The organism is Polynucleobacter sp. MWH-S4W17, assembly GCF_018687535.1.
GTDB lineage: Bacteria > Pseudomonadota > Gammaproteobacteria > Burkholderiales > Burkholderiaceae > Polynucleobacter.
In genome coordinates this window covers 702,308-726,994 of the sequence record NZ_CP061295.1, presented here as the reverse complement: position 1 = coordinate 726,994, position 24,687 = coordinate 702,308, and the positions used below count along the sequence as shown (strand labels likewise).

22 protein-coding genes and 1 pseudogene are annotated in these 24,687 nt (G+C 46.9%); 2 read left to right on the top strand and 21 right to left on the bottom strand.

Going from position 1 to position 24,687, the window contains the following annotated elements; translation table 11 throughout:
- Nucleotides 1-3: 3 nt before the first annotated feature.
- On the bottom strand, nucleotides 4-1,236 hold the full coding sequence (locus tag C2755_RS03860) for an MFS transporter (protein ID WP_251368536.1): 1,233 nt from the start codon (nucleotides 1,234-1,236) through the stop codon (nucleotides 4-6).
- A 91-nt stretch (nucleotides 1,237-1,327) separates the two neighbouring features.
- On the opposite strand from C2755_RS03860, the gene C2755_RS03855 reads away from it, so the two are divergent.
- Nucleotides 1,328-1,843, top strand: a complete 516-nt coding sequence (locus C2755_RS03855; protein ID WP_215321847.1) for a hypothetical protein — start codon at nucleotides 1,328-1,330, stop codon at nucleotides 1,841-1,843.
- On the opposite strand, the gene C2755_RS03850 is transcribed toward C2755_RS03855, so the two are convergent.
- The 15 genes from C2755_RS03850 to ndk form a co-directional block, all read right to left on the bottom strand.
- Nucleotides 1,830-2,324 carry a hypothetical protein gene (locus C2755_RS03850; protein WP_215321846.1) on the bottom strand — a complete coding sequence of 165 codons (495 nt, stop codon included), beginning with the start codon at nucleotides 2,322-2,324 and terminating at the stop codon, nucleotides 1,830-1,832. The two genes, C2755_RS03855 and C2755_RS03850, sit on opposite strands and share 14 nt — an antisense overlap.
- A 70-nt stretch (nucleotides 2,325-2,394) precedes the next feature.
- Complete coding sequence (locus C2755_RS03845) at nucleotides 2,395-4,611, bottom strand: malate synthase G (RefSeq protein ID WP_215321845.1); 2,217 nt, start codon at nucleotides 4,609-4,611, stop codon at nucleotides 2,395-2,397.
- Nucleotides 4,612-4,671: 60 nt separating this feature from the next.
- Nucleotides 4,672-6,012: an adenylosuccinate synthase gene (locus C2755_RS03840; RefSeq protein ID WP_215321844.1), complete on the bottom strand. Its 1,341-nt coding sequence runs from the start codon at nucleotides 6,010-6,012 to the stop codon at nucleotides 4,672-4,674.
- Nucleotides 6,013-6,072: 60 nt separating this feature from the next.
- Entirely contained in the window at nucleotides 6,073-7,236 is a 1,164-nt protein-coding gene (locus C2755_RS03835) for an ATP phosphoribosyltransferase regulatory subunit (protein WP_215321843.1), read from the bottom strand.
- Between the two features lie 20 nt (nucleotides 7,237-7,256).
- Nucleotides 7,257-8,126, bottom strand: a complete 870-nt coding sequence (hflC, locus tag C2755_RS03830; RefSeq protein ID WP_215321842.1) for a protease modulator HflC — start codon at nucleotides 8,124-8,126, stop codon at nucleotides 7,257-7,259.
- Nucleotides 8,126-9,637: an FtsH protease activity modulator HflK gene (gene hflK / locus C2755_RS03825; RefSeq protein WP_215321841.1), complete on the bottom strand. Its 1,512-nt coding sequence runs from the start codon at nucleotides 9,635-9,637 to the stop codon at nucleotides 8,126-8,128. The genes hflC and hflK overlap by 1 nt, the downstream gene beginning before the upstream one ends.
- On the bottom strand, nucleotides 9,627-10,928 hold the full coding sequence (gene hflX / locus C2755_RS03820) for a GTPase HflX (RefSeq protein WP_256441241.1): 1,302 nt from the start codon (nucleotides 10,926-10,928) through the stop codon (nucleotides 9,627-9,629). The genes hflK and hflX overlap by 11 nt, the downstream gene beginning before the upstream one ends.
- Entirely contained in the window at nucleotides 10,861-11,112 is a 252-nt protein-coding gene (hfq, locus tag C2755_RS03815) for an RNA chaperone Hfq (protein WP_072582173.1), read from the bottom strand. The genes hflX and hfq overlap by 68 nt, the downstream gene beginning before the upstream one ends.
- Nucleotides 11,113-11,297: 185 nt before the next feature.
- Nucleotides 11,298-12,662 (bottom strand): ribosome biogenesis GTPase Der, encoded by a 1,365-nt coding sequence (gene der, locus C2755_RS03810; protein WP_072582172.1) that lies wholly within the window; start codon nucleotides 12,660-12,662, stop codon nucleotides 11,298-11,300.
- Nucleotides 12,659-13,816, bottom strand: coding sequence for an outer membrane protein assembly factor BamB (gene bamB / locus C2755_RS03805; protein WP_215321840.1), 1,158 nt, complete (start codon nucleotides 13,814-13,816; stop codon nucleotides 12,659-12,661). The genes der and bamB overlap by 4 nt, the downstream gene beginning before the upstream one ends.
- Entirely contained in the window at nucleotides 13,816-14,475 is a 660-nt protein-coding gene (locus tag C2755_RS03800) for a tetratricopeptide repeat protein (RefSeq protein ID WP_215321839.1), read from the bottom strand. The genes bamB and C2755_RS03800 overlap by 1 nt, the downstream gene beginning before the upstream one ends.
- 48 nt (nucleotides 14,476-14,523) lie before the next feature.
- On the bottom strand, nucleotides 14,524-15,852 hold the full coding sequence (hisS, locus tag C2755_RS03795) for a histidine--tRNA ligase (RefSeq protein ID WP_215321838.1): 1,329 nt from the start codon (nucleotides 15,850-15,852) through the stop codon (nucleotides 14,524-14,526).
- Between the two features lie 17 nt (nucleotides 15,853-15,869).
- Nucleotides 15,870-17,138 carry a flavodoxin-dependent (E)-4-hydroxy-3-methylbut-2-enyl-diphosphate synthase gene (ispG, locus tag C2755_RS03790; RefSeq protein WP_215321837.1) on the bottom strand — a complete coding sequence of 423 codons (1,269 nt, stop codon included), beginning with the start codon at nucleotides 17,136-17,138 and terminating at the stop codon, nucleotides 15,870-15,872.
- 28 nt (nucleotides 17,139-17,166) lie between these two features.
- Nucleotides 17,167-18,399 carry a 23S rRNA (adenine(2503)-C(2))-methyltransferase RlmN gene (gene rlmN / locus C2755_RS03785; protein ID WP_215321836.1) on the bottom strand — a complete coding sequence of 411 codons (1,233 nt, stop codon included), beginning with the start codon at nucleotides 18,397-18,399 and terminating at the stop codon, nucleotides 17,167-17,169.
- 46 nt (nucleotides 18,400-18,445) lie between these two features.
- The gene (ndk, locus tag C2755_RS03780; protein WP_071465494.1) at nucleotides 18,446-18,871 is read right to left on the bottom strand and encodes a nucleoside-diphosphate kinase; all 426 of its coding nucleotides are present in this window, start codon (nucleotides 18,869-18,871) and stop codon (nucleotides 18,446-18,448) included.
- A gap of 260 nt (nucleotides 18,872-19,131) precedes the next feature.
- On the opposite strand from ndk, the gene C2755_RS03775 reads away from it, so the two are divergent.
- Nucleotides 19,132-19,833, top strand: coding sequence for a Bax inhibitor-1 family protein (locus tag C2755_RS03775; protein ID WP_215321835.1), 702 nt, complete (start codon nucleotides 19,132-19,134; stop codon nucleotides 19,831-19,833).
- Between the two features lie 350 nt (nucleotides 19,834-20,183).
- Here C2755_RS03775 and rlmD read toward each other — a convergent pair whose 3' ends face one another.
- From rlmD to surE, 5 genes and pseudogenes are all read right to left on the bottom strand, one after another.
- A complete protein-coding gene (gene rlmD, locus C2755_RS03770; protein WP_215322289.1) occupies nucleotides 20,184-21,611 on the bottom strand; it encodes a 23S rRNA (uracil(1939)-C(5))-methyltransferase RlmD in 1,428 nt (475 codons plus the stop codon).
- Nucleotides 21,604-22,425 carry a 3'-5' exonuclease gene (locus C2755_RS03765; protein ID WP_215321834.1) on the bottom strand — a complete coding sequence of 274 codons (822 nt, stop codon included), beginning with the start codon at nucleotides 22,423-22,425 and terminating at the stop codon, nucleotides 21,604-21,606. The genes rlmD and C2755_RS03765 overlap by 8 nt, the downstream gene beginning before the upstream one ends.
- A 24-nt stretch (nucleotides 22,426-22,449) precedes the next feature.
- The gene (locus C2755_RS03760) at nucleotides 22,450-23,211 is read right to left on the bottom strand and encodes a peptidoglycan DD-metalloendopeptidase family protein (protein WP_215321833.1); all 762 of its coding nucleotides are present in this window, start codon (nucleotides 23,209-23,211) and stop codon (nucleotides 22,450-22,452) included.
- 37 nt (nucleotides 23,212-23,248) lie between these two features.
- Nucleotides 23,249-23,872: pseudogene (locus C2755_RS03755) on the bottom strand (protein-L-isoaspartate(D-aspartate) O-methyltransferase); the annotation flags it as partial.
- 29 nt (nucleotides 23,873-23,901) lie between these two features.
- A complete protein-coding gene (surE, locus tag C2755_RS03750) occupies nucleotides 23,902-24,687 on the bottom strand; it encodes a 5'/3'-nucleotidase SurE (protein WP_215321831.1) in 786 nt (261 codons plus the stop codon).

The window sequence follows — 24,687 nt, the reverse complement described above, 5'->3', positions numbered from 1 at the left end:
TTCTTACGCTTTTTTCGTATCAGAATGAATATATCCCACAACCCAAAAAGTGAGCAAGCCGCAAATGGCAGCCCCATAACCAACTAGGTTGTAATGCTCCATCCTTCCATTGGTTGTAATTGTGACCACTAGGCCTGCTACTACTGATGCTATGCCGGAAGCCAACATCTGCACTGAGCCAATTAAGCTCATAAAGGTTCCCCGAATTTTGGGCTCTACCATTTGGCTCACAATAGCCATGGCCGGAATCATTCGGCCAGAAATCAAGACAAAGAAGGCGGTCTGATTAACAAGCACCACCCATAAAGGGACCGGCATTAAATTGGTTGTCACTAAGATCGGTATCAAACTAATAATGGCTAGCATGCGAAATACTTTGACCTTGCCATATTTATCCGCCATGTGTCCAATAAATCTTGAGCTCATCAAAGTCGCCAAACCACCACAAAGATAGATCAGGGAAATGTAGGAATTTTCGATCCCAACGTTAGCGGTGAGATAGAGGGCAATATAAGGAATGACAGTAAAGCCAGTCAACATAATTAGTCCCACAAACAGAAAGGCGCGTAGATGACGATGAGCAACAAAGACTTCGTAGATTTGCTGGAAGCGATTACCTTCATGAACGTGATGCAAGTGGCCAGATATTTTAGGGATATAGCGATATCCAATAAATAGAATCAATATAGAGATGAGTCCAATAAACATAAACGGGGCACGCCAGCCTAAAAAGCTAATGTGATTAGCTAAGAACAAACTCAAAGGCACGCCTGCAACGGTTGAAACTGAGAAAGCAGCCATGACCGTACCCAGCGCCTTACCTCTGCGCTCAAAAGGAATGCTATCAGCCACAATCGTCTGCACCAAAGATCCTAGAATGCCTCCAAAGGCACCTGCGCATGCACGGGCGATAAATAGCATGTGATAGTTTGAAGCAAGCCCACAAGCTATCGTTGCAATAATGAAGCAAACATACAAACGCAGGAGCAATTGCCTTCGCTCAAAACGGTCGATGTAATAGGTGGCGAATACCCCAGCGATTGCAGCAGCAAAAGTATAAGAAGACAGCAGCAGACCAAATTGATGCGTATTAATGGAAAGCGCTGTAATGAACTGAGGCCCCAAAGGCATCATAATCATGAAATCCAGGATGTGGGTGAACTGAATGCCAGCCAATGAAAACAAAAAGAAGCGCTCTCGCTTCATGGCTTCAGTAGTATGAGAAACGGTATTCAAGGGATGCTTTACTTGAGGTAATCAATATGACATTATCAACCCTGATCCAGATGTTTGCTTATCCCATACCTTTCAAGAACTATCTAAATTTATGCCAATTACCCCAGACGTTGTAGCTCAAACATCCTTAGCTGGCATCCCACTTCTGCCCCTAGTGAGAGATGCACTTTATGGGTTACTGGGCCTGATCATGGTAGTTGCTTTCCATGGCGGCCTGATTAATTACGTCATGATTCGCTTTGAGAGGTTAACCGATCAAAATCTCAAGAAGAAGCAGTATGACCGCGTTTTTTATCACTTCTACGCCTCTTTTTTAATCATCGCCCTTATTCACCTCACAGAAATTATCATTTGGACCATCTATATCACCAACCTCAGATTAATCGACGACGGTTTACAGACGCTACTCTTCGTGGGTAGCTGCTACACCACAGTAGGCTTCGTCTCAGACATCCTACCCAATGGCTGGAAAAGTCTTGCCTTCTTTATTTCTTTTTCAGGATTATTCTCAATCGCATGGACCACCTCAACCATGATTGGAATGACCAACACCTTTAAGGCAGCGTGGAATATAAAACATCGCCAGAAAGATCCTACCGCCTCTTAACGTAGTACCCATAGACACAACGATTTCCGCCTCTTGAGGGATCGTGTGTATCGTGAATCACGCCATCAATGATCGCGGTGAGATGCTTCGAAACCCTAGCAATCAGCATTTCTTTGGGTAGCTCGTCGGGGCGTAGGTGAACCTGACAGCCCGCCCCTACTTTCATGGTGGGCACCCACTCAAAACCTTGGGCTAGGATATAGCCATGAAAGACATTCCGGTGATTACCGTTTCTGGGTGACGAACCTTTGACGTTGAGCCTTTTAGCAAGGCGGTCATTTTTCAGTTGGGCGTAACTCTCATTTGCCAGTCTTAAATCCTCATAGACCTGCATATAAGGCAGGCTTGCGGCAATGGCAATAGATCTGACAACACAATCTCCTGCGCCACCTTTAAAGCCAGCCGCCCCCCTTCCGCCATCATCAAACTGAAATGGAAACCTGGGATATGACTTGGCGAATGGGTTTAAAAATGCAAACATTTGACGGTGTGTAATAAAAAATGGATTTGCTTTTTGGGCAAATCCATTTTTACTTAAAGCGTCGGCTAGATTACTTAGCGTGCGCCTTCTTTACCTCTAAACGCCATGCATGCAGCAAAGGCTCTGTGTAGCCGTTAGGCTGCTCAAGACCTTTGAAAATCAGATCGCTCGCTGCTTTATAGGCATATGAATCTTGGTAGTTAGGCATCATTGGCTGATACAAAGAATCGCCAGCATTTTGACTATCAACTACTTTAGCCATACGTTGCAAGGTCTCGTTGACTTGATCAGCAGTCACAATGCCATTGAGCAACCAGTTAGCGATATGCTGACTGGAGATACGCAAAGTCGCACGGTCTTCCATCAAGCCTACGTTATGAATATCAGGCACCTTGGAGCAACCAACGCCTTGATCAATCCAACGCACCACATAACCCAAGATACCTTGGCAATTGTTATCCAACTCTTGCTGAATTTCTTCCTTAGACCAGTTGGCCTTTTCAACCACTGGAATAGTCAACAAATCATCGATTAGCGCTTCTGCTTCAGCGGCTGTATCGAGCTTTTCCATTTCTTTTTGGAGTTCAGCCACGTTTACTTGATGATAATGCAGCGCATGCAAGGTTGCTGCTGTTGGTGATGGCACCCAAGCAGTGTTTGCGCCTGCTTTAGGATGAACAATCTTCTGCTCAACCATGGCCTTCATCATGTCTGGCATTGCCCACATACCCTTACCGATTTGAGCGCGGCCACGCAAGCCACAATCCAATCCTGCAAATACGTTACGACGCTCGTAAGCGGATAACCACTTGCTGGTTTTCATATCACCTTTGCGCATCATTGGACCTGCATACATCGCTGTGTGCATTTCATCACCAGTACGATCTAGGAAGCCAGTATTAATAAAGGCTACGCGCGCACCGGCAGCAGCAATAGCCGCCTTGATATTTGCACTCATGCGACGCTCTTCGTCCATGATGCCCAGTTTCACAGTGTCTGCTGGTAAGCCAAGTAATTTCTCAACACGCCCAAAGAGCTCGCCTGCGAAAGCGACTTCTTCTGGGCTGTGCATTTTTGGCTTCACGATATAAACAGAACCCTTGCGAGTATTACCAATGGTTTGGCTTGCTGGACGATTGATGTCGTATAAAGCAATCAATACAGTCACTACCGCATCCAATATACCTTCATAGATTTCTTTACCTTCGCCAGTAATGATGGCTGGGTTCGTCATTAAATGCCCAACGTTACGAAGGAACAAGAGTGAACGGCCATGCAAAGTTACCACACCATCTTTTTCATCAACAGCGCCGATACCGGCTTTGTACTTGCGATCTGGGTTTAGTGAGCGAGTAATTGTCTTATCGCCCTTCTTCACCTCCTCAACTAAAGTACCTTTTAAAATGCCTAACCAGTTTTCATAAGCAAGCATCTTATCGTCACCGTCAACGGCAGCAATCGAGTCTTCCAAATCCAAAATAGTGGAGAGTGCAGCCTCGAGGACAACATCATTGATGCCTGCAGGATCGCTAGCACCAATCGTTTTAGTCTTATTGATTTCAATATCAATATGAACACCGTTATTGCGCAACAAGATAGAGCTTGGCGCTGCTGCCTCACCTTGGTAGCCAACAAATTGCTTCTCATCCGCTAAACCTGTTGTAGTGCCGTCTTTTAATTTAACGGACAGCTTATTGCCATCAACAGAGTACGCAACTGAATCACGGTGCGAACCTTTAGCCAATGGTGCAGCTTGATCCAAGAAATTGCGAGCGTATGCAACTACTTTTGCACCACGAATTGGGTTGTAAGCGCCAGTCTTGGTTGCGCCATCTTCTTCTGAGAGAACATCAGTACCATAGAGGGCATCATATAAAGAGCCCCAACGTGCATTAGCAGCATTTAAGGCATAGCGTGCATTAAGCACTGGAACCACTAATTGAGGGCCAGCTTGCAGAGCCAACTCATCATCTACATTCTTGGTGGTTGCAGTAATTTTTCCCGGCACATCAACTAAGTAGTCGATCTCTTTCAAAAACTTGCGGTACGCAGGCATATCCTTGATTGGGCCTGGATTGGCTTGGTGCCATTTGTCCAAATCCAACTGAATGCGATCGCGCTTTGCGAGCAAGGCATCATTTTTTGGCGTGAGATCTTTAACGATCTCATCAAAACCTTTCCAAAAATCGGCACTCTTAATACCAGTACCCGGAAGTACTTTGTCTTCGATGAATCTATATAAGGGAGTTGCCACCTGGAGGCTATTGCAAGTAGTGCGCGCAGTCATGTTGTGAACCTTTGTCTCTAAAGCGAAAGTTAATAAATATGGTTGATTAAATATTTTCCATCAATCCTGGAAAGGATGTTGGAGAAGAATGGTTTCATCACGCTCTGGGCCTGTAGATACCATTGCAATCGGCTTACCAGCTACTTCCTCGATACGACGAAGGAACTTTTGGGCTTCGGCGGGCAACTTATCCCACTCGCGAATGCCGAAAGTTGTACCCTTCCAACCCGGGAAATCCTCATAAATTGGCTTGCAACGGGCAACTGATTCCGCCCCACGCGGCAATACATCTAACTTCTTGCCATCAAGGTGATAACCAACGCATAAGCGAATAGTTTCAAAGCCATCAAGGACATCTAGCTTAGTAATGCAAAGACCAGATAGGCCATTGATCTGAATCGAGCGCTTCAAAGCAGCAGCATCTAGCCAGCCAGTACGACGTGGGCGTCCAGTGACAGAACCAAATTCTTTACCTACTTCAGCCAAACGCACGCCAATCGGATCTTGTCTTGCAGGATTGTCATGGTCATATAGCTCACTTGGGAATGGGCCGGCACCAACGCGTGTGCAGTAAGCCTTCGTAATACCTAAAATGTATTGCAAAGAGTCTGGCCCAACTCCTGAACCTGCAGCAGCATTACCTGCTACACAGTTACTGGAGGTTACATAGGGATAGGTGCCGTGATCGATATCGAGCAATGTGCCCTGCGCACCTTCAAATAACAAGTTTTGACCAGATTGCTCGGCAGCATACAAGGCACTGGATACATCCACCACCATTGGCTTAAGACGCTCTGCATAAGACATTGCTTCAGCTAAAGTCTTCTCATAGCTTACTGGCTCAGCACCGTAGTAATTTGTGAGCATGAAATTATGGTATTCCAAATTCTCTCGCAATTGCTCAGCAAATTTCTCTGGGTAGAACAAATCTTGCACACGCAAAGCACGACGAGCTACTTTATCTTCATACGCAGGTCCGATGCCGCGACCAGTTGTGCCAATCTTGGCCTCACCGCGCTTTTTCTCGCGAGCATGATCAATAGCTACGTGATAAGGCAGAATTAGAGTGGTTGCTTCAGAAATTTTGAGACGGGACTGAACATCTAAACCAGCAGCCTCGAGCTCGCCGATCTCTTTAAAGAGCGCCTCTGGTGAAAGCACCACGCCGTTACCGATATAGCAAATCACGTTTTTATGCATGATTCCAGAAGGAATCAAACGAAGAATGGTCTTCTTGTCGCCTATGATTAATGTATGGCCGGCGTTGTGTCCACCTTGAAAGCGAACTACTGCTTGTGCATGGTCAGTCAACCAATCCACTACCTTACCCTTGCCTTCATCACCCCACTGGGTGCCAATGACAACTACGTTACGACCTTTTGCTTGCTGCGTTGAAGACATAATGAAATCCAAAAAGATAATTACAAAATAAGTTAACTGCTTAATGCCAAATTGATTGCTTTACTTCTTTTTTACTTCCCAAGAGCTGCCCTGCTTTACCAGTTCTCGATCACATTCATACTCGGCAGCTTCTGCTGCTGTTCCTACTGGAATCTGTATCACCACCTCGCCCTGACTTCTCAAAGCGGTGATTGCCTTGCTTAATGCAGCATCCTCAACCCAAGGAGCCAAGATAGCCAACTTGCGCACCTTCATGGGTGATAAGCCTGCAAGAGTCAAAAGATCTAACGAAAATCCGGTTGCTGGACGAGGGCGACCAAAGGCCTGACCCACATGATCGTATCGACCACCTCTGGCAATAGGCTGAGGCAACTGATCTATATAAGCCGCGAACATCACACCACTGTGATATTGATAGCCACGAAGATCGGCCAAATCAATACTGAGCTCTAAGTTGACAGATAACTTCGCTGCAGCTGAAACTAAACGCTCCAGATCTGCCAAAGCCTGATCAATTGCTACGTGCTTAGGCAAGTCTTTCTTAGCCTTTGCCAACACTTCAGCACAAGGGCCATTTAACTCAGTCAAGGCCATCAGCGCTTTAGCAACATTCGCAGGCAAACACGCCGCCCACTGACTTAAGCGAGGACGATCCTTGCTTTGCAAAAGGCTATACAAAGCTTCAACCGTTGCTTTATCTAAATTCTGGCCATCTAAGATACCCGCCAAAATGCCCGCATGAGATAAATCGAGGTAAACCTTTTCTAGGCCTGCAAGAGACAGCGTTTTGAGAAGCAAGGTGATAGCCTCTAGATCAGCTTCCCAAGTGGCACATCCATAGATCTCTGCGCCCAACTGCAACTCTTCACGCGCTGAGCTACCAACTGGTGTGCGAGCGTGCGCAACGGATCCGGCATAGCAAAGACGAGTGACGCCAGCACGATTCAAGAGATGTGCATCAATACGAGCAACTTGCGGAGTCATGTCTGCACGCAAACCTAAGGTGCGCCCAGATAACTGGTCTACCAATTTAAAAGTTTGCAGATTAAGATCGGAGCCAGTGCCGGTTAATAGGGAATCTAAAAACTCCAAAATAGGAGGGGCAACCAACTCATAACCATAGGATTGATACAAATCCAAAATAGCACGACGCAATGACTCAACTTTGCGAGCCTCAGCGGGCAAAACGTCTGCAATATCTTCAGGAAGTAACCAGCGATTCATGATGTGGACTATTCGCTTTCTTATTTTTTGTGCAGGAACTTAAAGAACTCACCATTCGGCTCAACCACCATAATGTCCTTCTTGTCCTTAAAAGAACTTCTATAGGCTTCTAGGCTTTGATAGAACTGAGCAAACTGGGGGTCGCGCCCAAACGCCTCTGCATAGAGTGCAGTCGCTTTAGCGTCCCCTGCCCCTTTAATCTTTTGGGCATCGCGATAAGCTTCCGCCAGGATAGTGTCACGTTGACGCTCTGCATTCGCACGAATCTTGTCGGATTCTGCAGCACCCGTGGAGCGGAGCTCATTAGCCACACGCTTACGCTCTGCTTCCATACGGCGATATACAGAATCACTGATTTCTGCCAAGAGGTCAACACGCTTTAAGCGCACATCAACAATCTCTACGCCGATATCAGAGGCATCATCAGCAACCTTCTTGCGAATACCCTGCATCACCTCTTCACGCTGATCAGAAATTAACTCACGCACAGTGCGTTTAGTGAATTCTTCATTCAGGGCGGAACGAACCAATTGGGTTAAGCGATCCTGAGCTAAGCGCTCATCGCCTTTGAAGCTGATAAAGAATTTTCGTGGATCAACAATGCGCCACTTCACATAAGAATCTACCAATAAGTTTTTCTTCTCAGCAGTAATAAAACGCTCTGCTTCTGGATTATCGATTGTCAAGATGCGACGATCGAAGAAGCGCACGTTTTCAAATGGCGCTGGGAACTTTATTTGTATGCCCGGCTTCTCAATCACACGAACAATCTGTCCAAATGAGAACACCACAGCGAACTGACGTTGATCAACGACAAAAATACTAGAGGACAGAACATAAATCAGCGCAATAAAGCCAATACCTGCAGCGATTAAACGATTGGCATTCATTATCTGGACTCCCGATCACGACTACGGAGACCATCACGTTTATCGGTAGAGTTATTCACAGCTGACACTGGAGCTGCAGGAGCAGCACTGGAAGTTGGGGCTGGAGTATTTACTCCAGTGGCACCACCAACTGTCACGCTACCAGTTGGAGTGTTGGTACCAGACTGATTTGCCTGTGTATTTGCCGCTTGAGCACTTTCAGCACTCACCTGTGCAACGATCTTATCGAGTGGGAGATATAAGAGACTATTGCTCTTGGTGGTATCAACCAAGATTTTGGTCACGTTGTTATACATCTCGCGCATGCTATCGATATACATGCGATCACGAGTAACTTGAGGCGCCTTAGAGTATTCAACCAATATTTGTTTAAAACGTGTGGCATCGCCCTCTGCAGTAGCAACTACACGAGCCTTGTATCCCTCAGCCTCCTGAATCAGGCGGGCTGCAGTACCTTTGGCGCGCGGAATAATGTCATTGGCATAAGCCTGGCCTTCGCTCTTCAAGCGCTCCTGGTCTTGACCCGCTTTTACTGCATCATCAAACGCTGCTTGAACTTGTTCTGGTGGCTGAACGTTTTGGACGGTTACGCTAGTCACGTAAATGCCCGTTTTGTAACTGTCCAAAATCTTCTGAATTGAGTTGGCTAAATCGATACCAATCTTTTCACGACCCTCGTACAGTACGGTATCCATCTTGCTGCGAGCGACGATTTCACGCACAGCCGTTTCAGCAGCTTGCACTACCGCCGCATCAGGATCACGGTTATTAAATAAGTAATCCGTAGGATCCTTGAGGCGGTATTGCACAGCAAAGCGCACATCGATGATGTTTTCATCTTCGGTGAGCATTGAAGAATCTTTTTGATTGGTAGCCTTGATTAATACGGGGCGCCCTACTTCTACAGAGCGAACTCCTGATAAATTCACAGTCTCTTCAGACTGAATTGGCCAAGGCATATGCCAGTTAATACCCGGCTTAGCGGTGTAATCGTACTTACCAAAAGTTAAGATAACGCCAGCCTGCCCTTCTTGAATAATGAAGAAGCCACTGCAGATCCACACAAAGAAGACCAGCGCTCCAGCAACAAGAATGCTTGCTTTAGATCCAAATGGATTATTGAAATTAAAGTTAGGCGCATTGATGCCGCCATTACCACCACCGTTACCGCCATTTCCGCGTTGTGAAGGTGGGGGAATATCGGTGCTGTTTGGTTTATTCGTTGGCCTACCAGTAGGACTGCCTGTTGCGCCTGGTGTTTTCTTGCCACCAAAGATACCGGCAATTCTGTCATTGAAATCGCGCCAAAGCTCGTCCAAGTCTGGTGGGCCGTCTGGCTTAGTTGGCTGATTCGTTGGTTGAGTCTCTACCGGCTTATTAGTTTCTGGATCTGCTTTGGGGGCTCGTTCATTTCCCTGCCCATCTTTGGCATCTTTGGATCCACCGGCATTGTGGCTATTGCCCCAACCTGGATCATTGACCGAAAACAGGTCGAGAAATTTACGCATCATTTGAAAAATAGCTTCGCTTGGCAATCGGATTAAATTCAGAAGTTTCTGGTCGTTCGGGTAAAGGCTCTAAAAACTCATCCGGGGCCAATTGCTTCTTGGCACGGTTGTGCTCGACCCTTATTCTATCAGTCATTTGGGAGCATTCGGCCAAGGCTGAACGGAGTAAATCAAGGCCCAAGCCCGTCTTGGCCGACAGGAAAACCTGGCTCGGAATACCCTCCCCATCCCGCTCTAAAACAGCCCCACGGGTGAAGGTTAGAGGCATCTGGTCGATCTTATTCATGACCTCGATACGGGGGATGTCATCTGCCCCGATTTCCTCCAAAACCGCTTCAACTTCCGCTTTTTGCTCTCTAGCTACAGGGCTACAGGCATCAATGACATGCAAAATCAGGTCGGCATGGATGGTTTCATCCAAGGTGGCTCTAAAAGCCTCTACTAACTGGTGAGGCAAATCCCGGATAAATCCAACCGTGTCAGAGACCACAATGGAACCAACCCCCTCTAGATGGACCCTTCTAGAAGTGGTATCCAGAGTGGCAAATAACTGGTCAGCAGCATAAGTCCCGGCTTTGGTTAGGGCATTAAATAAGGTGGATTTACCAGCATTGGTATATCCAACCAAGGAGACCGAAAACACATCTCTACGATTTCGGGAACGTCTTTGGGTTCTTTGCTGACGCTGCAGCTTTTCAAGCTCATTTTCCAAGCGCTTTGCTTTAGTGGCTAGCATCCGGCGATCTAACTCCATCTGCGTTTCACCAGGGCCGCCACGCACACCAATACCGCCGCGTTGACGCTCCAAATGACTCCAGGCTCTCACTAAGCGTGACATGCGATAGCGGACCTGTGCAAGCTCAACTTGCGTCTTACCAATATGACTTTGCGCTCTTTGGCTAAAGATATCCAAAATCAAGCCTGTGCGATCCATTACATGAAAGCCAATGTGACGTTCTAAATTGCGTTGCTGGGTTGGGGATAGCGGGTGATTAAAGATGGCAAGTTCTGCCCCCTGCTCCTCCATCACCCTCTTGAGTTCGTTAGCCTTGCCCGAACCAATAAATAAGGCGGGGTCAGTTTTGCCCTTGCGTGCGATAACACTGGCTGCAGGTATAGAGCCGGCGCTGTCAGCTAAAAGACTGAGCTCAGCCATGCTATCTGCAAAATCCTCGCGTCCTGTATCTACACCAACCAGAACGGCGCGTGCCGCATCTACTCCAGTTTTATACAGGGCTAGCTTCTTCCAAACGGAAATCAATCGCACGAGCGGGAACGATCGTGGAGATTGCATGTTTGTAAACCATCTGTGTCACGGTATTACGCAAGAGGACAACATATTGATCAAAAGATTCAATATTGCCCTGTAACTTAATGCCGTTTACAAGATAGATCGAAACAGGAACATGCTCTTTGCGCAAAGCATTGAGAAAAGGGTCCTGAAGTAATTGAATTTTGTTGGGGTTGCTATTACTCATACTGCTCCTTAATTATTTTTTGCTTTATTACTTTTTTGGGAGTCTTGCTTTTTTATTAAATACCAATTCACTACAAACCTTCACTACAAATCATTTATTACAAACTACTCAATCAGCCCTCTATATTGGGCTGATTTTGGAAAAAATCAAGCCCATTTCGAATGAAAGATAAAACTCAGCTTAAATTAACGCTTTTTGCCTTTTTTACCCTTATCCGCTTCTACGTAGGGGTTTTTAGCGGTATTCATCTGAATACGCAGAGGCGTACCGCGTAATTTAAAGACATCCCTAAAGCGACCTTCTAAGTATCGCTTGTAGCTATCCGTCACCCCACTCAAGGATGTACCATGAATGACCACAATTGGAGGGTTCATGCCCCCTTGATGGGCATAACGCAATTTAGGACGACCCATACCAACGCGTTTAGGCTGTTGATGCTCAATCGCCTCTTGCAAAATACGGGTTAAGCGTGGGGTTGGTAGTTTTGCCATTGCGGCTGCATATGCAGAATCCACATCCTTAAAGAGCTCCTTAAGGCCTGTACCCTTTTTAGCGGAGATTGGGTGGACGTTTGCAAAATCGAGGAAGCGTAGCTTTTGCGCAATCTCTAATCGAGCGCGCTCTTTTACATAAGCATCCAAACCATCCCACTTGTTCACTGCAACCACTAAAGCGCGGCCAGCTTCCACAATAAATCCAGCGATGTGTGCATCTTGCTCCGAAATATCTTGCTGAGCATCTAACATCAAGATCACCACATTACAGTCAGCAATCGCTTGCAATGTTTTAACAACAGAAAACTTTTCAATCGCTTCAAAAACTTTTCCACGGCGACGCAAGCCTGCAGTGTCAACCAAGATGTAAGGCTTGCCATTGCGCTCAAAGGGAACTTCGATCGCATCACGGGTGGTACCTGGCATATCAAATGCAATGACGCGCTCTTCACCGATTAATTTGTTAATCAGTGTTGACTTGCCAACGTTAGGTCGCCCTACTACGGCGATCTTCATTGGACGATTTGGATCGTTAGCCAATTCATCCTCATCTGGCTCTGCAATGCCAAGGGAATCTAATGCGTCATCGATCAAGCCACGCACGCCATCGCCATGTGCTGAAGAAATTGGGAACGGCTCACCTAAACCAAGCTCATGGAAGTCGGCTGTGACAACGCCAGCCTGCATGCCTTCTGTTTTATTAACTGCGAGGATAACGGGTCGACCAGTCTTACGTAAGAAATCAGCGATGACACGATCTTGTGGAGCCATACCAAGACGACCGTCAACCAAGAAAATCACAATGTCAGATTCAGCAACGGCTTGCTTGGTCTGCTTTGCCATCTCAGCCACAATGCCGGTCTTGGCTACTGGCTCAAAACCACCGGTGTCTACGCAAATAAAAGCGCGCTCACCAATACGACCTTTGCCGTAGTGTCGATCTCTGGTTAGGCCAGAAAAGTCAGCCACCAATGCATCACGTGAACGCGTTAAGCGATTAAAGAGAGTCGACTTTCCCACATTAGGACGGCCGACGATAGTGATGACTGGATTCATTTTGGACTGTACGCCGCTATTTTTCCACCTTGAGATTGAACCAAGATGAGGCCACCTACCGCAATGGGGGCAGCCGAGATTGGACTACTGTCGTGACGAATACGCGCAACCATCTCGCCATTCGCCTGTGAAAATGCATGGATATAACCTTGAGCATCACCCATGAGTAGCACCCTGCCTACCGCAAGCGACTCACCAACATCACGGAATGTCAGCTGCGTGTTTTCCCAAACTTGAGTGCCGTCTTTTGTTGCAAAGGCGGTGACATAAGACTTATCGTTTGCCGAGAAAACCATGTCGGTGCTTTGTGAGGTACCGGTATAACTTGAATAGTCTTTGAACCATAAAAGGTTGCCTGTACGAGCCTGCCCGCAACCAATACGTCCTTGATAAGAGACTGCGCAGAGGATATCGCCTTCCATACTTGGTTTAGCGGTGACATCATTCAAGCGCTCAATCTCCGAGAAGCCCTTAGGAAAAGAAACGGGTGTCTCCCAAACTAAGCCGCCATTAGCAATAGCAATCATCCCAAAGCGCCCACCAGTGAAACCAGTAACGATGACTTCATTGCCAATAGCCAGCATGCCGTAGCCAACACGCAATGACAATGCAGCCTGTTGACGCTGATAAGTCCATTTTTTAGCGCCCGTTAGCGCATCCAGTCCAATGAAGCGATTGTCTAGCGCGCGCACTACGACAACGCCACCGGCTACCACTGGCTCACTCAATACTTCACTACCAACGCTGACATTCCACATCGGCTTACCAGTATCGTCATAGGCGTAGACCACCCCCTTGGTGGTAACGGCAACAGTAGTACGGCCATCAGAGCCAGGGCCAACCGACAAATTCTCAGGAACGGATACTGACCAGACCTTATTGCCGGTTGCTAAATCAATCTTTGCCAAGTTACCACCATGAGAGGCTGCATACACCGCATCGCCAGCAACAATAGGATGAAAGTTAAAGGATTCAGATGAACCAATGCTAGTTGACCATACAGGCTGCAAATCAAATTGATTGGTAACGGTCACTAAATCAGCGGGCTTCCTTACTCTGGAGCTACCAGAGCATGCGGCTAAAGCAATTACCACGGCACCCAATACCAAGGCGGCGCCTAAGCACATCGGTAAACGCTTGATTTCTTTAGTCATCACTGAGCAACTCCTCCAACAGCATCTAATTTAACCTTGAGAAGGCGACGCGCCTCTTCAGGAAATTCTTTTGCTTGGTCTAATTTTTTCCAGGCATCTTGATAGCTTACTTTAGCTTGCTCATTTTTCTTTTGCGCCAAATACCAATCGCCACGACGCTCAAGCCATAAAGATTCAAAACCAGCAATCGGTTTCTCATTCAATATTTGATCAGCCTCTGCAAAATCTTTTTCACTGCCCTGCTCAATCAATAGAGTTACTAGGCGTAATTTCGCCAATCCAAGATAACCATCATTAGATGCATTCTTTGCCGCCCAACGCAAATAATCCAAAGCCTTCGCGGTATCACCTGCGTCTGATGCGATCCGTGCGGCGATCAAACTAGACATTGCTGCGTAAGGTGTGCGGCCATAATCTTTTTGTAAATCATCTGTTGCGCGCAGAGTCTGATCTTTATCACCTTTAGCAATAGCGCCCACCATCGTTTCATAAAGCTTCGAGGCTTCGAGCGCCTGACTATTGCGCCACCATTGATATCCACTGTATGCGGCGTAAGCAAACAACGCAACCGTAACCACACCGGTAATGAGGTTGCGGTACTTTTGCCAAAACGCTTTGAATTGGTCTAATTGTTCTTGTTCTTCTAGATCTAAAGGCATGTCAATCCAAACTTATTTAATAGGTAATTAGTATGTATTAGCTTAATTCTATTCGGAGGCGCCTACCAAGGCATCAATTGCAGCACCTAAGACATCATCCAGGGGTACAGACTTCTGCTCGCCCGTACCGCGCAAGTCCTTGAGTTGCGCCTCATTCTTGGCTAATTCATCAGGTCCAATAATGACCGCAAAGGCAGCCCCACTACTATCAGCCTTCTTCATTTGGGACTTAAAGCTGGCTGATTGACCATCAGGAGGACAGAACAGGATGGTATCGATTCCAGCGCTCCGCAAGCGTTCAGCGATGATCATGGAGGCAGTCAACGTCTCGCCACCTTGATGCAATACAAAAATATCGCATTGAGCCTGAGCTTCTGGCAATGATCCAGAAACCTTCATTAATTCTAGAACCCGTTCCATACCCATCGCCCAACCACAAGCCGGCGCGGCTTTGCCTCCCATACGCTCAATTAATGGGTCATAGCGTCCACCGCCAGCAATAGTGCCTTGAGCACCTAATTCATCAGTCACCCACTCAAATACAGTGAGGTTGTAGTAATCAAGGCCACGAACTAAACGAGGATTAATTTTGCAAGGGATGTTATTTGCTTTAATTAATGCCTGTACCGCATTGAAATGCTTCAGCGACTCTTCGCCCAAGAAATCCAATAATTTTGGTGCGCCCTCAATCAATGCCTGCATCTCTGGATTTTTAGAATCCAAGATACGCAAGGGATTGGTAATGAGACGACGCTGTGAATCTTCGTCTAGCTGCGATTGATTTTTCTCAAAGTAAGTAACCAATGCGGCGCGGTGTTCAGCACGCTCAGGGGCCTGACCTAGGGAGTTCATTTCTAAACGAACGCCCTTCAATCCCAACTCGTCCCATAAACGCTGACCCATGAGAATGATTTCAGCATCAATATCAGGTCCGGCAAAGCCTAAGGCCTCAACACCAAACTGGTGGAACTGGCGATAGCGACCACGCTGTGGGCGCTCATGACGGAACATCGGTCCGGTGTACCAAAGACGCTTAGGCCCTTCGTATAACAAATTATTTTCAATTACAGAGCGCACTAATGCGGCAGTACCCTCAGGGCGTAAGGTGAGTTGCTCGCCATTCAAGCGATCCTCGAACGAATACATTTCTTTTTCAACAATATCGGTAACCTCACCGATGCCACGCTGGAATACGGCAGTTGCCTCAACAATAGGTGTTCGCAAAAACTCATAGCCGTAAGCATGAGTTAAATCACGCAATACATGCTCAAGATGAGCCCACTGCGCCGCATCCGCCGGCAGTAAATCATTCATACCGCGCACGCCATTTATCTTTTGAGTTTTCTGGACTTTAGTTTGCTTGTTCTCGTCAGTCATTTTTATTATTCTTCTTGTTAAAGCTTGGCAGCGTAGTTTTGTTTAACATAGTCATCTACGATCACCTGAAACTCTTCGGCAATTTTCTCACCACGTAGCGTTTTGACTTTAACTCCATCGACAAACACTGGCGCCGCAGGGCTTTCACCAGTTCCTGGTAAAGAAATACCAATATTGGCATGTTTGCTTTCGCCTGGGCCATTGACGATGCACCCCATTACAGCAACATTCATATTTTCTACGCCAGGATGGGTTTTCTTCCAAAGAGGCATTTGTTGGCGCAAATAAGACTGGATATTCGCCGCTAACTCTTGAAAGGTAGTGCTAGTAGTTCTGCCGCAACCTGGACATGCAATCACCATTGGCGTGAAATTACGCAAGCCCATGGTTTGTAATATTTCTTGGGCAACGATGACTTCATTTTCACGAGGAGCACCTGGATCAGGCGTTAATGAAACGCGAATCGTATCGCCAATACCTTCTTGCAACAAAATACTCATTGCTGCAGTAGAGGAAACAATGCCTTTGCTACCCATGCCTGCTTCAGTTAAACCCAAATGCAGCGGATAGTCAGAGCGTCGAGATAGATCACGATACACAGCAACTAAATCTTGAACATTGCTAACTTTGCAAGAAAGCAAAATCTGATCAGGATTCATACCAAACTCAACTGCTTTTTCTGCTGACTGCAAAGCCGACTGAATCAAAGCCTCAATCATCACTTCTTGAGCAGTTTTTGGATTTGCCAGAGCTGCATTGCCATCCATGATCGAAGCCAGAAGCTCTTGATCCAAGCTGCCCCAGTTCACACCAATTCGAATAGGCTTGTCGTATTTGCAAGCGGCTTCAATCATTTGCGCGAATTGTGGATCGCGCTTGGCGCCCTTACCCACATTGCCTGGATTGATGCGGTACTTCGAGAGGGCTTTAGCGCACTCCGGAAAATCATTTAATAAAGTATGCCCGTTGTAATGGAAGTCGCCAATCAATGGCACCAAGACATCCATCTTGTCCAACTGCTCACGAATATAGGGAACTGCAGCAGCAGCCTCTGGAGTATTGACAGTGATACGCACCATCTCCGAACCAGCGCGGGCTAATTCCTTTACCTGAATTGCAGTACCCACCGCATCCGCAGTATCGGTATTAGTCATTGACTGCACACGTACTGGTGCATCCCCACCAACGGTAATGATGTTGGTTTTCCAGGCAACGGTTGCTTGACGCGTTGCACGCTTAAGGGATGGGCCCAGCGGCAGTGGTGACAATGATTGATTAGAGCTCATTAGGATCTATGGGTTGGGTTCTCATTTTTTACTTAAGCTTTTTGAGCCACTCGATGGGATGCTCGTTTGGCCCCAGATTGGTATCCTCATCAAACTCTTCATCCGACCCAACCTCTGTGAGCTCGATCTCAGTATTGTGAACAGCACGTTCACGCACACGGGTGCGGTCGACTACATCCCCTGCCAGCTGACCACAGGCGGCAGCAATGTCATCACCGCGCGTCTTACGCACAGTAGCCACCATGCCCGCATCTAAAAGGATACCGGCAAAAGCATTGACGCGTTGGGCTGATGAGCGCTTGAGGCCAGACTCCGGGAAAGGATTAAATGGGATGAGATTAATTTTGCACTTAATGTTTCTAAGTAAGCGCACTAATTCTTTTGCTTGGATGTCAGAGTCATTCACGCCATCGAGCATGCAATACTCAAAGGTCAAGAAATCTCTTGGCGCAAATGGTAAGTAACGTTCACACGCATCAAGCAGTTCACGCAGGGGATATTTTTGATTGAGTGGCACTAATTGATCACGTAATGCGTCATTGGGTGCATGCAATGAAACCGCCAACGCTACTGGACAATCTTGTGCGAGACGATCAATCATCGGCACTACACCTGATGTAGAAACTGTCACACGACGGCGTGATAAACCGTACGCCCTATCATCCAGCATCAAGCGCAATGCAGATACAACGTTGTCATAGTTGAGCAAGGGTTCACCCATGCCCATCATCACCACATTTGAAATCACACGCCCTGTGTGTTCCCAACCTGGCGTTGGAAACTTCTCAATTCTACGAATAGCCTCAGGGTCGTTCCGCAAAAGATGCTCAGCAAACCAGAGTTGACCAATGATTTCGCCAGAAGTCAGATTACGTGAGAAGCCTTGATGGCCAGTTGAGCAAAAACGGCAATTAACTGCACAGCCTGCCTGAGAAGAGATACACAAGGTACCTCGATCATCCTCAGGAATAAACACAGACTCAACCGCATTGCCAGCACCCACATCCAATAGCCACTTGCGTGTGCCGTCATTGGCGTGTTCATCTTTAATAACGGGAAGTGAAAGTACTTCTGCTTTATCTAGCAAAGTTGCTCTAAAGCTTTTTGCTAAATCACTCATATCATTAATGTCAGCTACACCGCGTTGGTGTATCCACTGCATGAGTTGCTTTGCCCTAAAGGGCTTTTCATTCAACCCCGCGACATACGCTGCCATTTGGTCAGCGTCAAAATCTAAGAGATTTACGCGCGGGGAGGTCACTGCGCCTACTTATAAATTAAATAGGTTGTTCGTTAGCAATCGTTGATTAACGATTGAAAACATTCATGCCAGGGAAGAAGAATGCAACTTCCACAGCAGCTGTTTCAGGAGCATCAGAACCGTGAACCGCATTTGCATCAATGCTGTCAGCAAAGTCAGCACGGATTGTGCCTTTTTCTGCCTTCTTCGGATCAGTAGCACCCATCAAGTCACGATTCTTAGCAATAGCGCCTTCGCCTTGCAACACTTGAATCATTACAGGACCAGAAATCATGAAGCTCACTAAATCTTTGAAGAAAGGACGGTCTTTATGAACGCCATAAAACTGCTCAGCTTCATTTTGTGACAAATGCGCCATTCTGGAAGCAATGATCTTCAAACCAGCGGATTCAAAACGGTCATAGATTTTGCCGATGACGTTTTTAGCGACAGCATCAGGTTTGATAATAGAAAGGGTGCGTTCAATTGCCATGCAAGACTCCAATAGTGATTTCAAAGGTATTTGCTAGGTGAGGTCAATAAGCCACCCCACTCCAGCGACCCCCGAATTATACATTGCCTGACCGTATTTACCCCTATGTCTGTAGGGCTAAGCCCTTGAATTTACAGGGCATAAGCCTTTAATTTGTAGGTCTTTTCTGTGGGGGCTTGAAATTAGGGTGTTTTGTCTATACTTAACCTCAACAGCCCTTCATGGGCTCTTGTATTCACTATGAAAAAGAAGGAGTCAATATGAGTGATCTGAACTCTTACGGCTTTGGCCAAACCGGCTCAATTAGTAATGTCCAGGTGCGCAACCGCGTTCTCCGTAATACTTATGCCCTCTTGGCGCTCTCCATGATTCCAACCGTGATTGGCGCCTGGCTTGGAGTGGCCATGGGTCTAAGCCTTTTCTCTGGTAGTCCATTTATTGGCTTTATCGTCTTCATGGCCGTAGCCTTTGGCTTCTTCTGGGCAATTGAAAAGAATAAAGATACAGGCGTGGGCGTTCTCCTGCTCCTGGGCTTTACCTTCTTTATGGGCATCATGATGTCCCGCTTGATTGGCTTCACCCTCAATAGCTATAGCAATGGTGCGACATTGATCATGTTGTCATTTGGCGGTACGGCTGCAATCTTCGCCACAATGGCAACCATTGCAACAGTGAGCAAGAGTGATTTCTCTGGCCTAGGCAAATTCTTGATGGTAGGCGTACTTCTCTTGATCATTGCCTCATTGGCAAATATCTGGCTGCAATTACCAGCGTTGATGTTGACAGTGATGGTGTTAGCCATTGCCATCTTCTCAGCCTTCATCCTGGTTGATGTTCAACGCGTCATCAATGGTGGCGAGACAAATTACATCATGGCTACTCTGGCTATTTATTTAGATGTCTATAACGTCTTCACCAACTTACTTGCCCTCTTGGGTATTGTTGGTGGTAATCGAGATTAAGGGAGATTAAGACACGCTAAAACTTTAGTGTGTTGTTCTCATTAGGCGCCTGCGGGCGCCTTTTTTACTACTGCTATTTAGTCTGTTTGTTTAGCTAAATAATTAAGTTGCTACAAACATACTCACAGCATAGGATAGTGCAAGCAAGATCAATAAGATTGCAAAACTATCTGAGGCTTTCATGACGCTCTCCCGAAGGTAAAAAAGTTGGGCAGAAATACATCACTGCACAAACTCAATCTACTCTTCTATAAGACATGATTTTGAGGGCGCCGCACCAGCATCAGGCTAAATGCACTAAATATGGGCAATACTTACGGAAAATAGAACTAAATCTGGGGTTTGAGGGGCTATAGACGATCAAATACGGCCATAGACTCCACGTGGGAGGTGTGGGGGAACATATTAATAATGCCCGCACTACTTAATGTGTAGCCTGCCTGATGGCACAAGATCTCCACATCCCTCGCCAAAGTTTTGGGATTGCAGGACACGTACACGATGCGTTGTGGCAACAATTCACTTTGTGCAATATGCAATTCTGCAAGCGCCTTGCAAATCTCCATTGCGCCCTCGCGCGGCGGATCCATTAACCAGCGCTCTGCTTTACCCCATGATGCAATCGTTTCTGTTGTGACTTGAAATAAGTCGCTTTGCATAAAGCTGGCTTTATCAACGAGCCCGTTATGCTCTGCATTGGCTTTAGCTCGAGTCGTCAAACTCTCCAAACCCTCGATCCCTAAAACCTGTTTTGCTTTTCTGGCAAGGGGTAATGTGAAGTTTCCAATACCGCAAAAGAGATCCAATACTCGATCTGTTTCTTTCACTTCCAATAAGCGAATCGCCCTACTAACTAAGGCACGATTCATCATATGGTTGACCTGTGTGAAATCTGCAGGCTTAAAGGGCATCTCAATTTCAAACTCAGGCAGCCGATAACAAAGCTTGCCGGTCTCAGGGTAAAACGGTGCAACAGTCTCAATACCCTTGGGCTGGAGCCATATCCAAACCTGATGCTGATCCGCAAAAGCTCGCAGAAGTTGCTCGTCATCTGCAGTTAAAGGCTTGAGATTCCGAAACACTAAAGCAGTGACTGGTTTTGATTTCTTAGGATCATCCGATAAGGCATCTTCCGGCTCGCCAACCGCAATCTCAATCTGCGGCATGCGGTCAACGATTGATAAACCCATCACTAGCTTACGCATTTCTGGCAATAAATCCGATACATGCTTGGGCAAAATTTCACAAGCCAGCATGTCAGCTACATAGCCGCTCTTACCCTCATGAAAACCAATCAGTACGGTACCTTTTTTAATGGAGCGATTGACAGCACTTAAACGTGCGCGGTGACGATATTCCCAAGTAGGGCCACCCATCGGGCGCAGAATTTCTTCAGGCCTTACCTTGGCAATATGTTGCAAGTCATCCTCAAGTACACGCTGCTTGATAGCCACTTGCGCTCGTATATCTAGATGCTGCATGGTGCAGCCACCACACACACCAAAGGCTTTGCACTTAGGTTCCACCCTAAATACGGCGGGTTTCAGAATGTCGCGTACTTTAGCCTTACTAAAGCGCGCTTTATCACTGGTGATAGTGTAAGTGACTAACTCGGTTGGCAGCGCACCCTTAATAAAGATCACCTTACCGCTTTGACCTTGGGCGACCTCCTCCTCATTGGGGGCTAGGCGTGCAATCCCCTGGGCATCCAAATCCAGTGCTTCGACTTTAATTGGCTCAGTCACCTCAATATTGACCGGCTTATCCCCTCTACGCATTCGCAGAAAAACCTTGCAGATATTCTTGCCATTGACTGCCATTAGGCTCTTTAGATTCTCCCTCTAAATAAGCCTTAACAAACTCAATTTCTTCTTGATATTCAGCGTGAGAAAAGCCGCCACGCAGCAATTGAAAGCGGCAGTACATGAGATAGGTATTGACCACGTCGGTCTCGCAGTAACGGCGGATGTCATTAATCTTGCCATCTTGATACGCGGGCCATACTTGGCTGCCGTCCATACCCATCTTGCCCGGGAAACCACATAGCTTTGCCAACCCATCTAAAGGGGCATTCGCACGACCATTGAATTTAGCCAACAGATCCATCATGTCAAGATGACGCATGTGATAACGACTGATGTAGTTATTCCACTTAAATTCTCGGCTATCAGAATCCTGGCTCTCACCCATCTCCCAGTAGCGGGGAGCTTGCACATGATTCGCTAATGCGCGATAGTGCAACACGGGTAAATCAAAGCCGCTGCCATTCCAAGAAACGAGTTGAGGGGTGTATTTTTCGATGAGATCAAAGAAGGCTTGTATTAGGACCTTCTCATCATCCTGCGGAGTGCCTAGAGTGCCCACTTTAATTTGTGGCAAGCCCTCTTTAGTAGTTCTGCGAATCACACAAGAGATGGCAACAATCTTTTGCAGAAACAAGGGTAGAAATTCACTACCGGTCTTTTCTGCGCGCTCAGCCATCACTTTGCTAGCAACCTCGGCATCACTCATGGAGTCTGGAAAATTCTCCAGACGACGTAATCCAGAGACATCTGGAATGGTTTCAATATCAAAGACAAGAACGGTCGCCATGACGCCTACCTTAGACGAACAACATTACTGCAAGTACGGCGTTGGATTAACAGGTTTGCCGTTAACGCGTAACTCGAAATGCAGCTTTGCTGCAGTAGTGTCTGTATCGCCCATCTCAGCAATCTTCTGACCCTTACGAACAGCATCACCCTCTTTTACCAAGAGCTTACTGTTGTGGGCATAAGCAGTGAGATAGGTATTATCGTGCTTAACAATCACAAGGTTGCCATAGCCACGCAAACTATTACCTGCGTAGACTACTTTGCCATCAGAGGCGGCAAGAACTGGCTCGCCGACCTTGCCGGCAATATCAATCCCTTTATTGGTCTCACTGAACTCACCAGTAACCTTACCTTTTGCAGGCCAAGATAAACGAATACCTGGCTCAGCAACTACCTCGTTTTTCGCTGACTCAGGAGTGGAGGCTACTGAATCTGCTTTATCCGCTGCAGGTTTTTTCTCAGCCACTTTTGCGGGCTTAGTTCCTGCTGGTGCTTTAACCATGATCAAGTCACCGACCTCAATCACGTTGGGATTAAAGCTAGGATTGGCTGTCTTGTTCCACTGCACCACATCACGCGGTGCCTGACCATGGTCCAAAGCAATGCGCGCCAAGGTGTCACCTTTTTTAACGCGATAGTAACCAGGGGGCGCAGGCTCAGTTGAGCCACCGCTACGATCAGTCACGCTAGCAGGCTTAGTGCGAGGTGTAGAACATCCAACCATCAACATCAAAGATGAGGACATGAGCGCGGCGAGGAAAAGCTTCAATAAAGTGGATGACATTAAATTGGGTTCTGAATTGGTGAATTCATCATAAATCTCATACTACCCCTGATTGTAAGGGTACAAAAAAGACCCCGTCCAGTACAGTTCTTTGATAGCGCTGGGAACTCATTCTTTCAACCATTACCAGCTGCTGCTCTTTGTCATTCTTGACGACTGGGGCTACCAAGCGTCCACCTATCGATAACTGATCTAGCAAGGCATCCGGAATACCCAAGCCAGCTGCAGCCAAAATAATCCCATCAAATGGAGCAGCCTGAGGCAAACCTAAAATACCGTCGCCATATATTAAACGAAGGTTGTTAATGCGAAATGGGCGCAACTTAGCTCTTGCCATGTCATGTAGCGGACGAATACGCTCTATGGAATAAACCTCGTCTGCCAATAAACTCAGTACCGCCGCTTGGTAACCGCAACCGGTACCAATCTCCAATACTTTGCCAAGTTTATGTTTAGGCTTGTGAAGTAACTCAATCATGCGTGCAACTACTGATGGTTTAGAGATGGTCTGCTCATGCCCAATTGGTAGCGCAGTATCTTCGTAGGCTTGCGCATGTAATCCAGCATCCATAAAAGCATGACGTGGGACAGTGGCAATTGCCTCTAATGTTTTGCCGTGCTTTACTCCCCCAGCATGTACTTTCGCTGCTAGAGCCTGCCGATAAGCAGCAAAGCGTTCGGTCGGAGCCTTCAACCGCGGTCCCAGCCATTTGCGCGCATTGCCGCTAAACGAGCATGGTGCGTTAAATCAAGTTGCATTGGCGTAATCGAGATACATCCTTCAGCAATTGCATGAAAGTCAGTACCTTCAGAGCCCTCTTTGACATCGCCTGCGGCGCCAATCCAGTAGATCTTCTCGCCACGTGGACTGTCTTGCACGACTACTGGTTGTGAGTGATGACGATTACCGAGACGGGTTACACGCCAGCGATATAAATCAGCATAAGGACGATTAGGGATGTTGACGTTCAGTAGTGTTGCCGCACCCTCAGTACGAGCCAAGGCAGAAACCAGCATTTGGGCTACTACATCATGCGCTGCTTTAGCGGCATCTTCAATACGATTCCACCCACGATCAATTTGTGAGAAAGCGATGCCTGGTACACCAAACATCACGCCCTCAACTGCAGCAGCAACTGTGCCAGAGTAAAGCGTATCTTCACCCATGTTCTCGCCTTGATTGATGCCAGAGATCACTAGGTCAGGTTTCTCATCCAAAAATCCAGTCATGGCAACGTGCACACAATCGGTTGGCGTACCGTTGATAAAGAAAAAACCGTCACGCTCACCGCCAGCTACTCGATGAATCGAGAGTGGTCTAGAGAGCGTCAAGGAGTTTGAAGCCCCGCTGTGATTTTGTTCTGGAGCAATCACAGTAATTCGCCCTAATGGACGTACCGCATTGACTAAGGCTAATAAGCCAGGAGCCAAATAGCCATCATCATTTGAAACCAAGATATGCGGTTGTTTTGACAT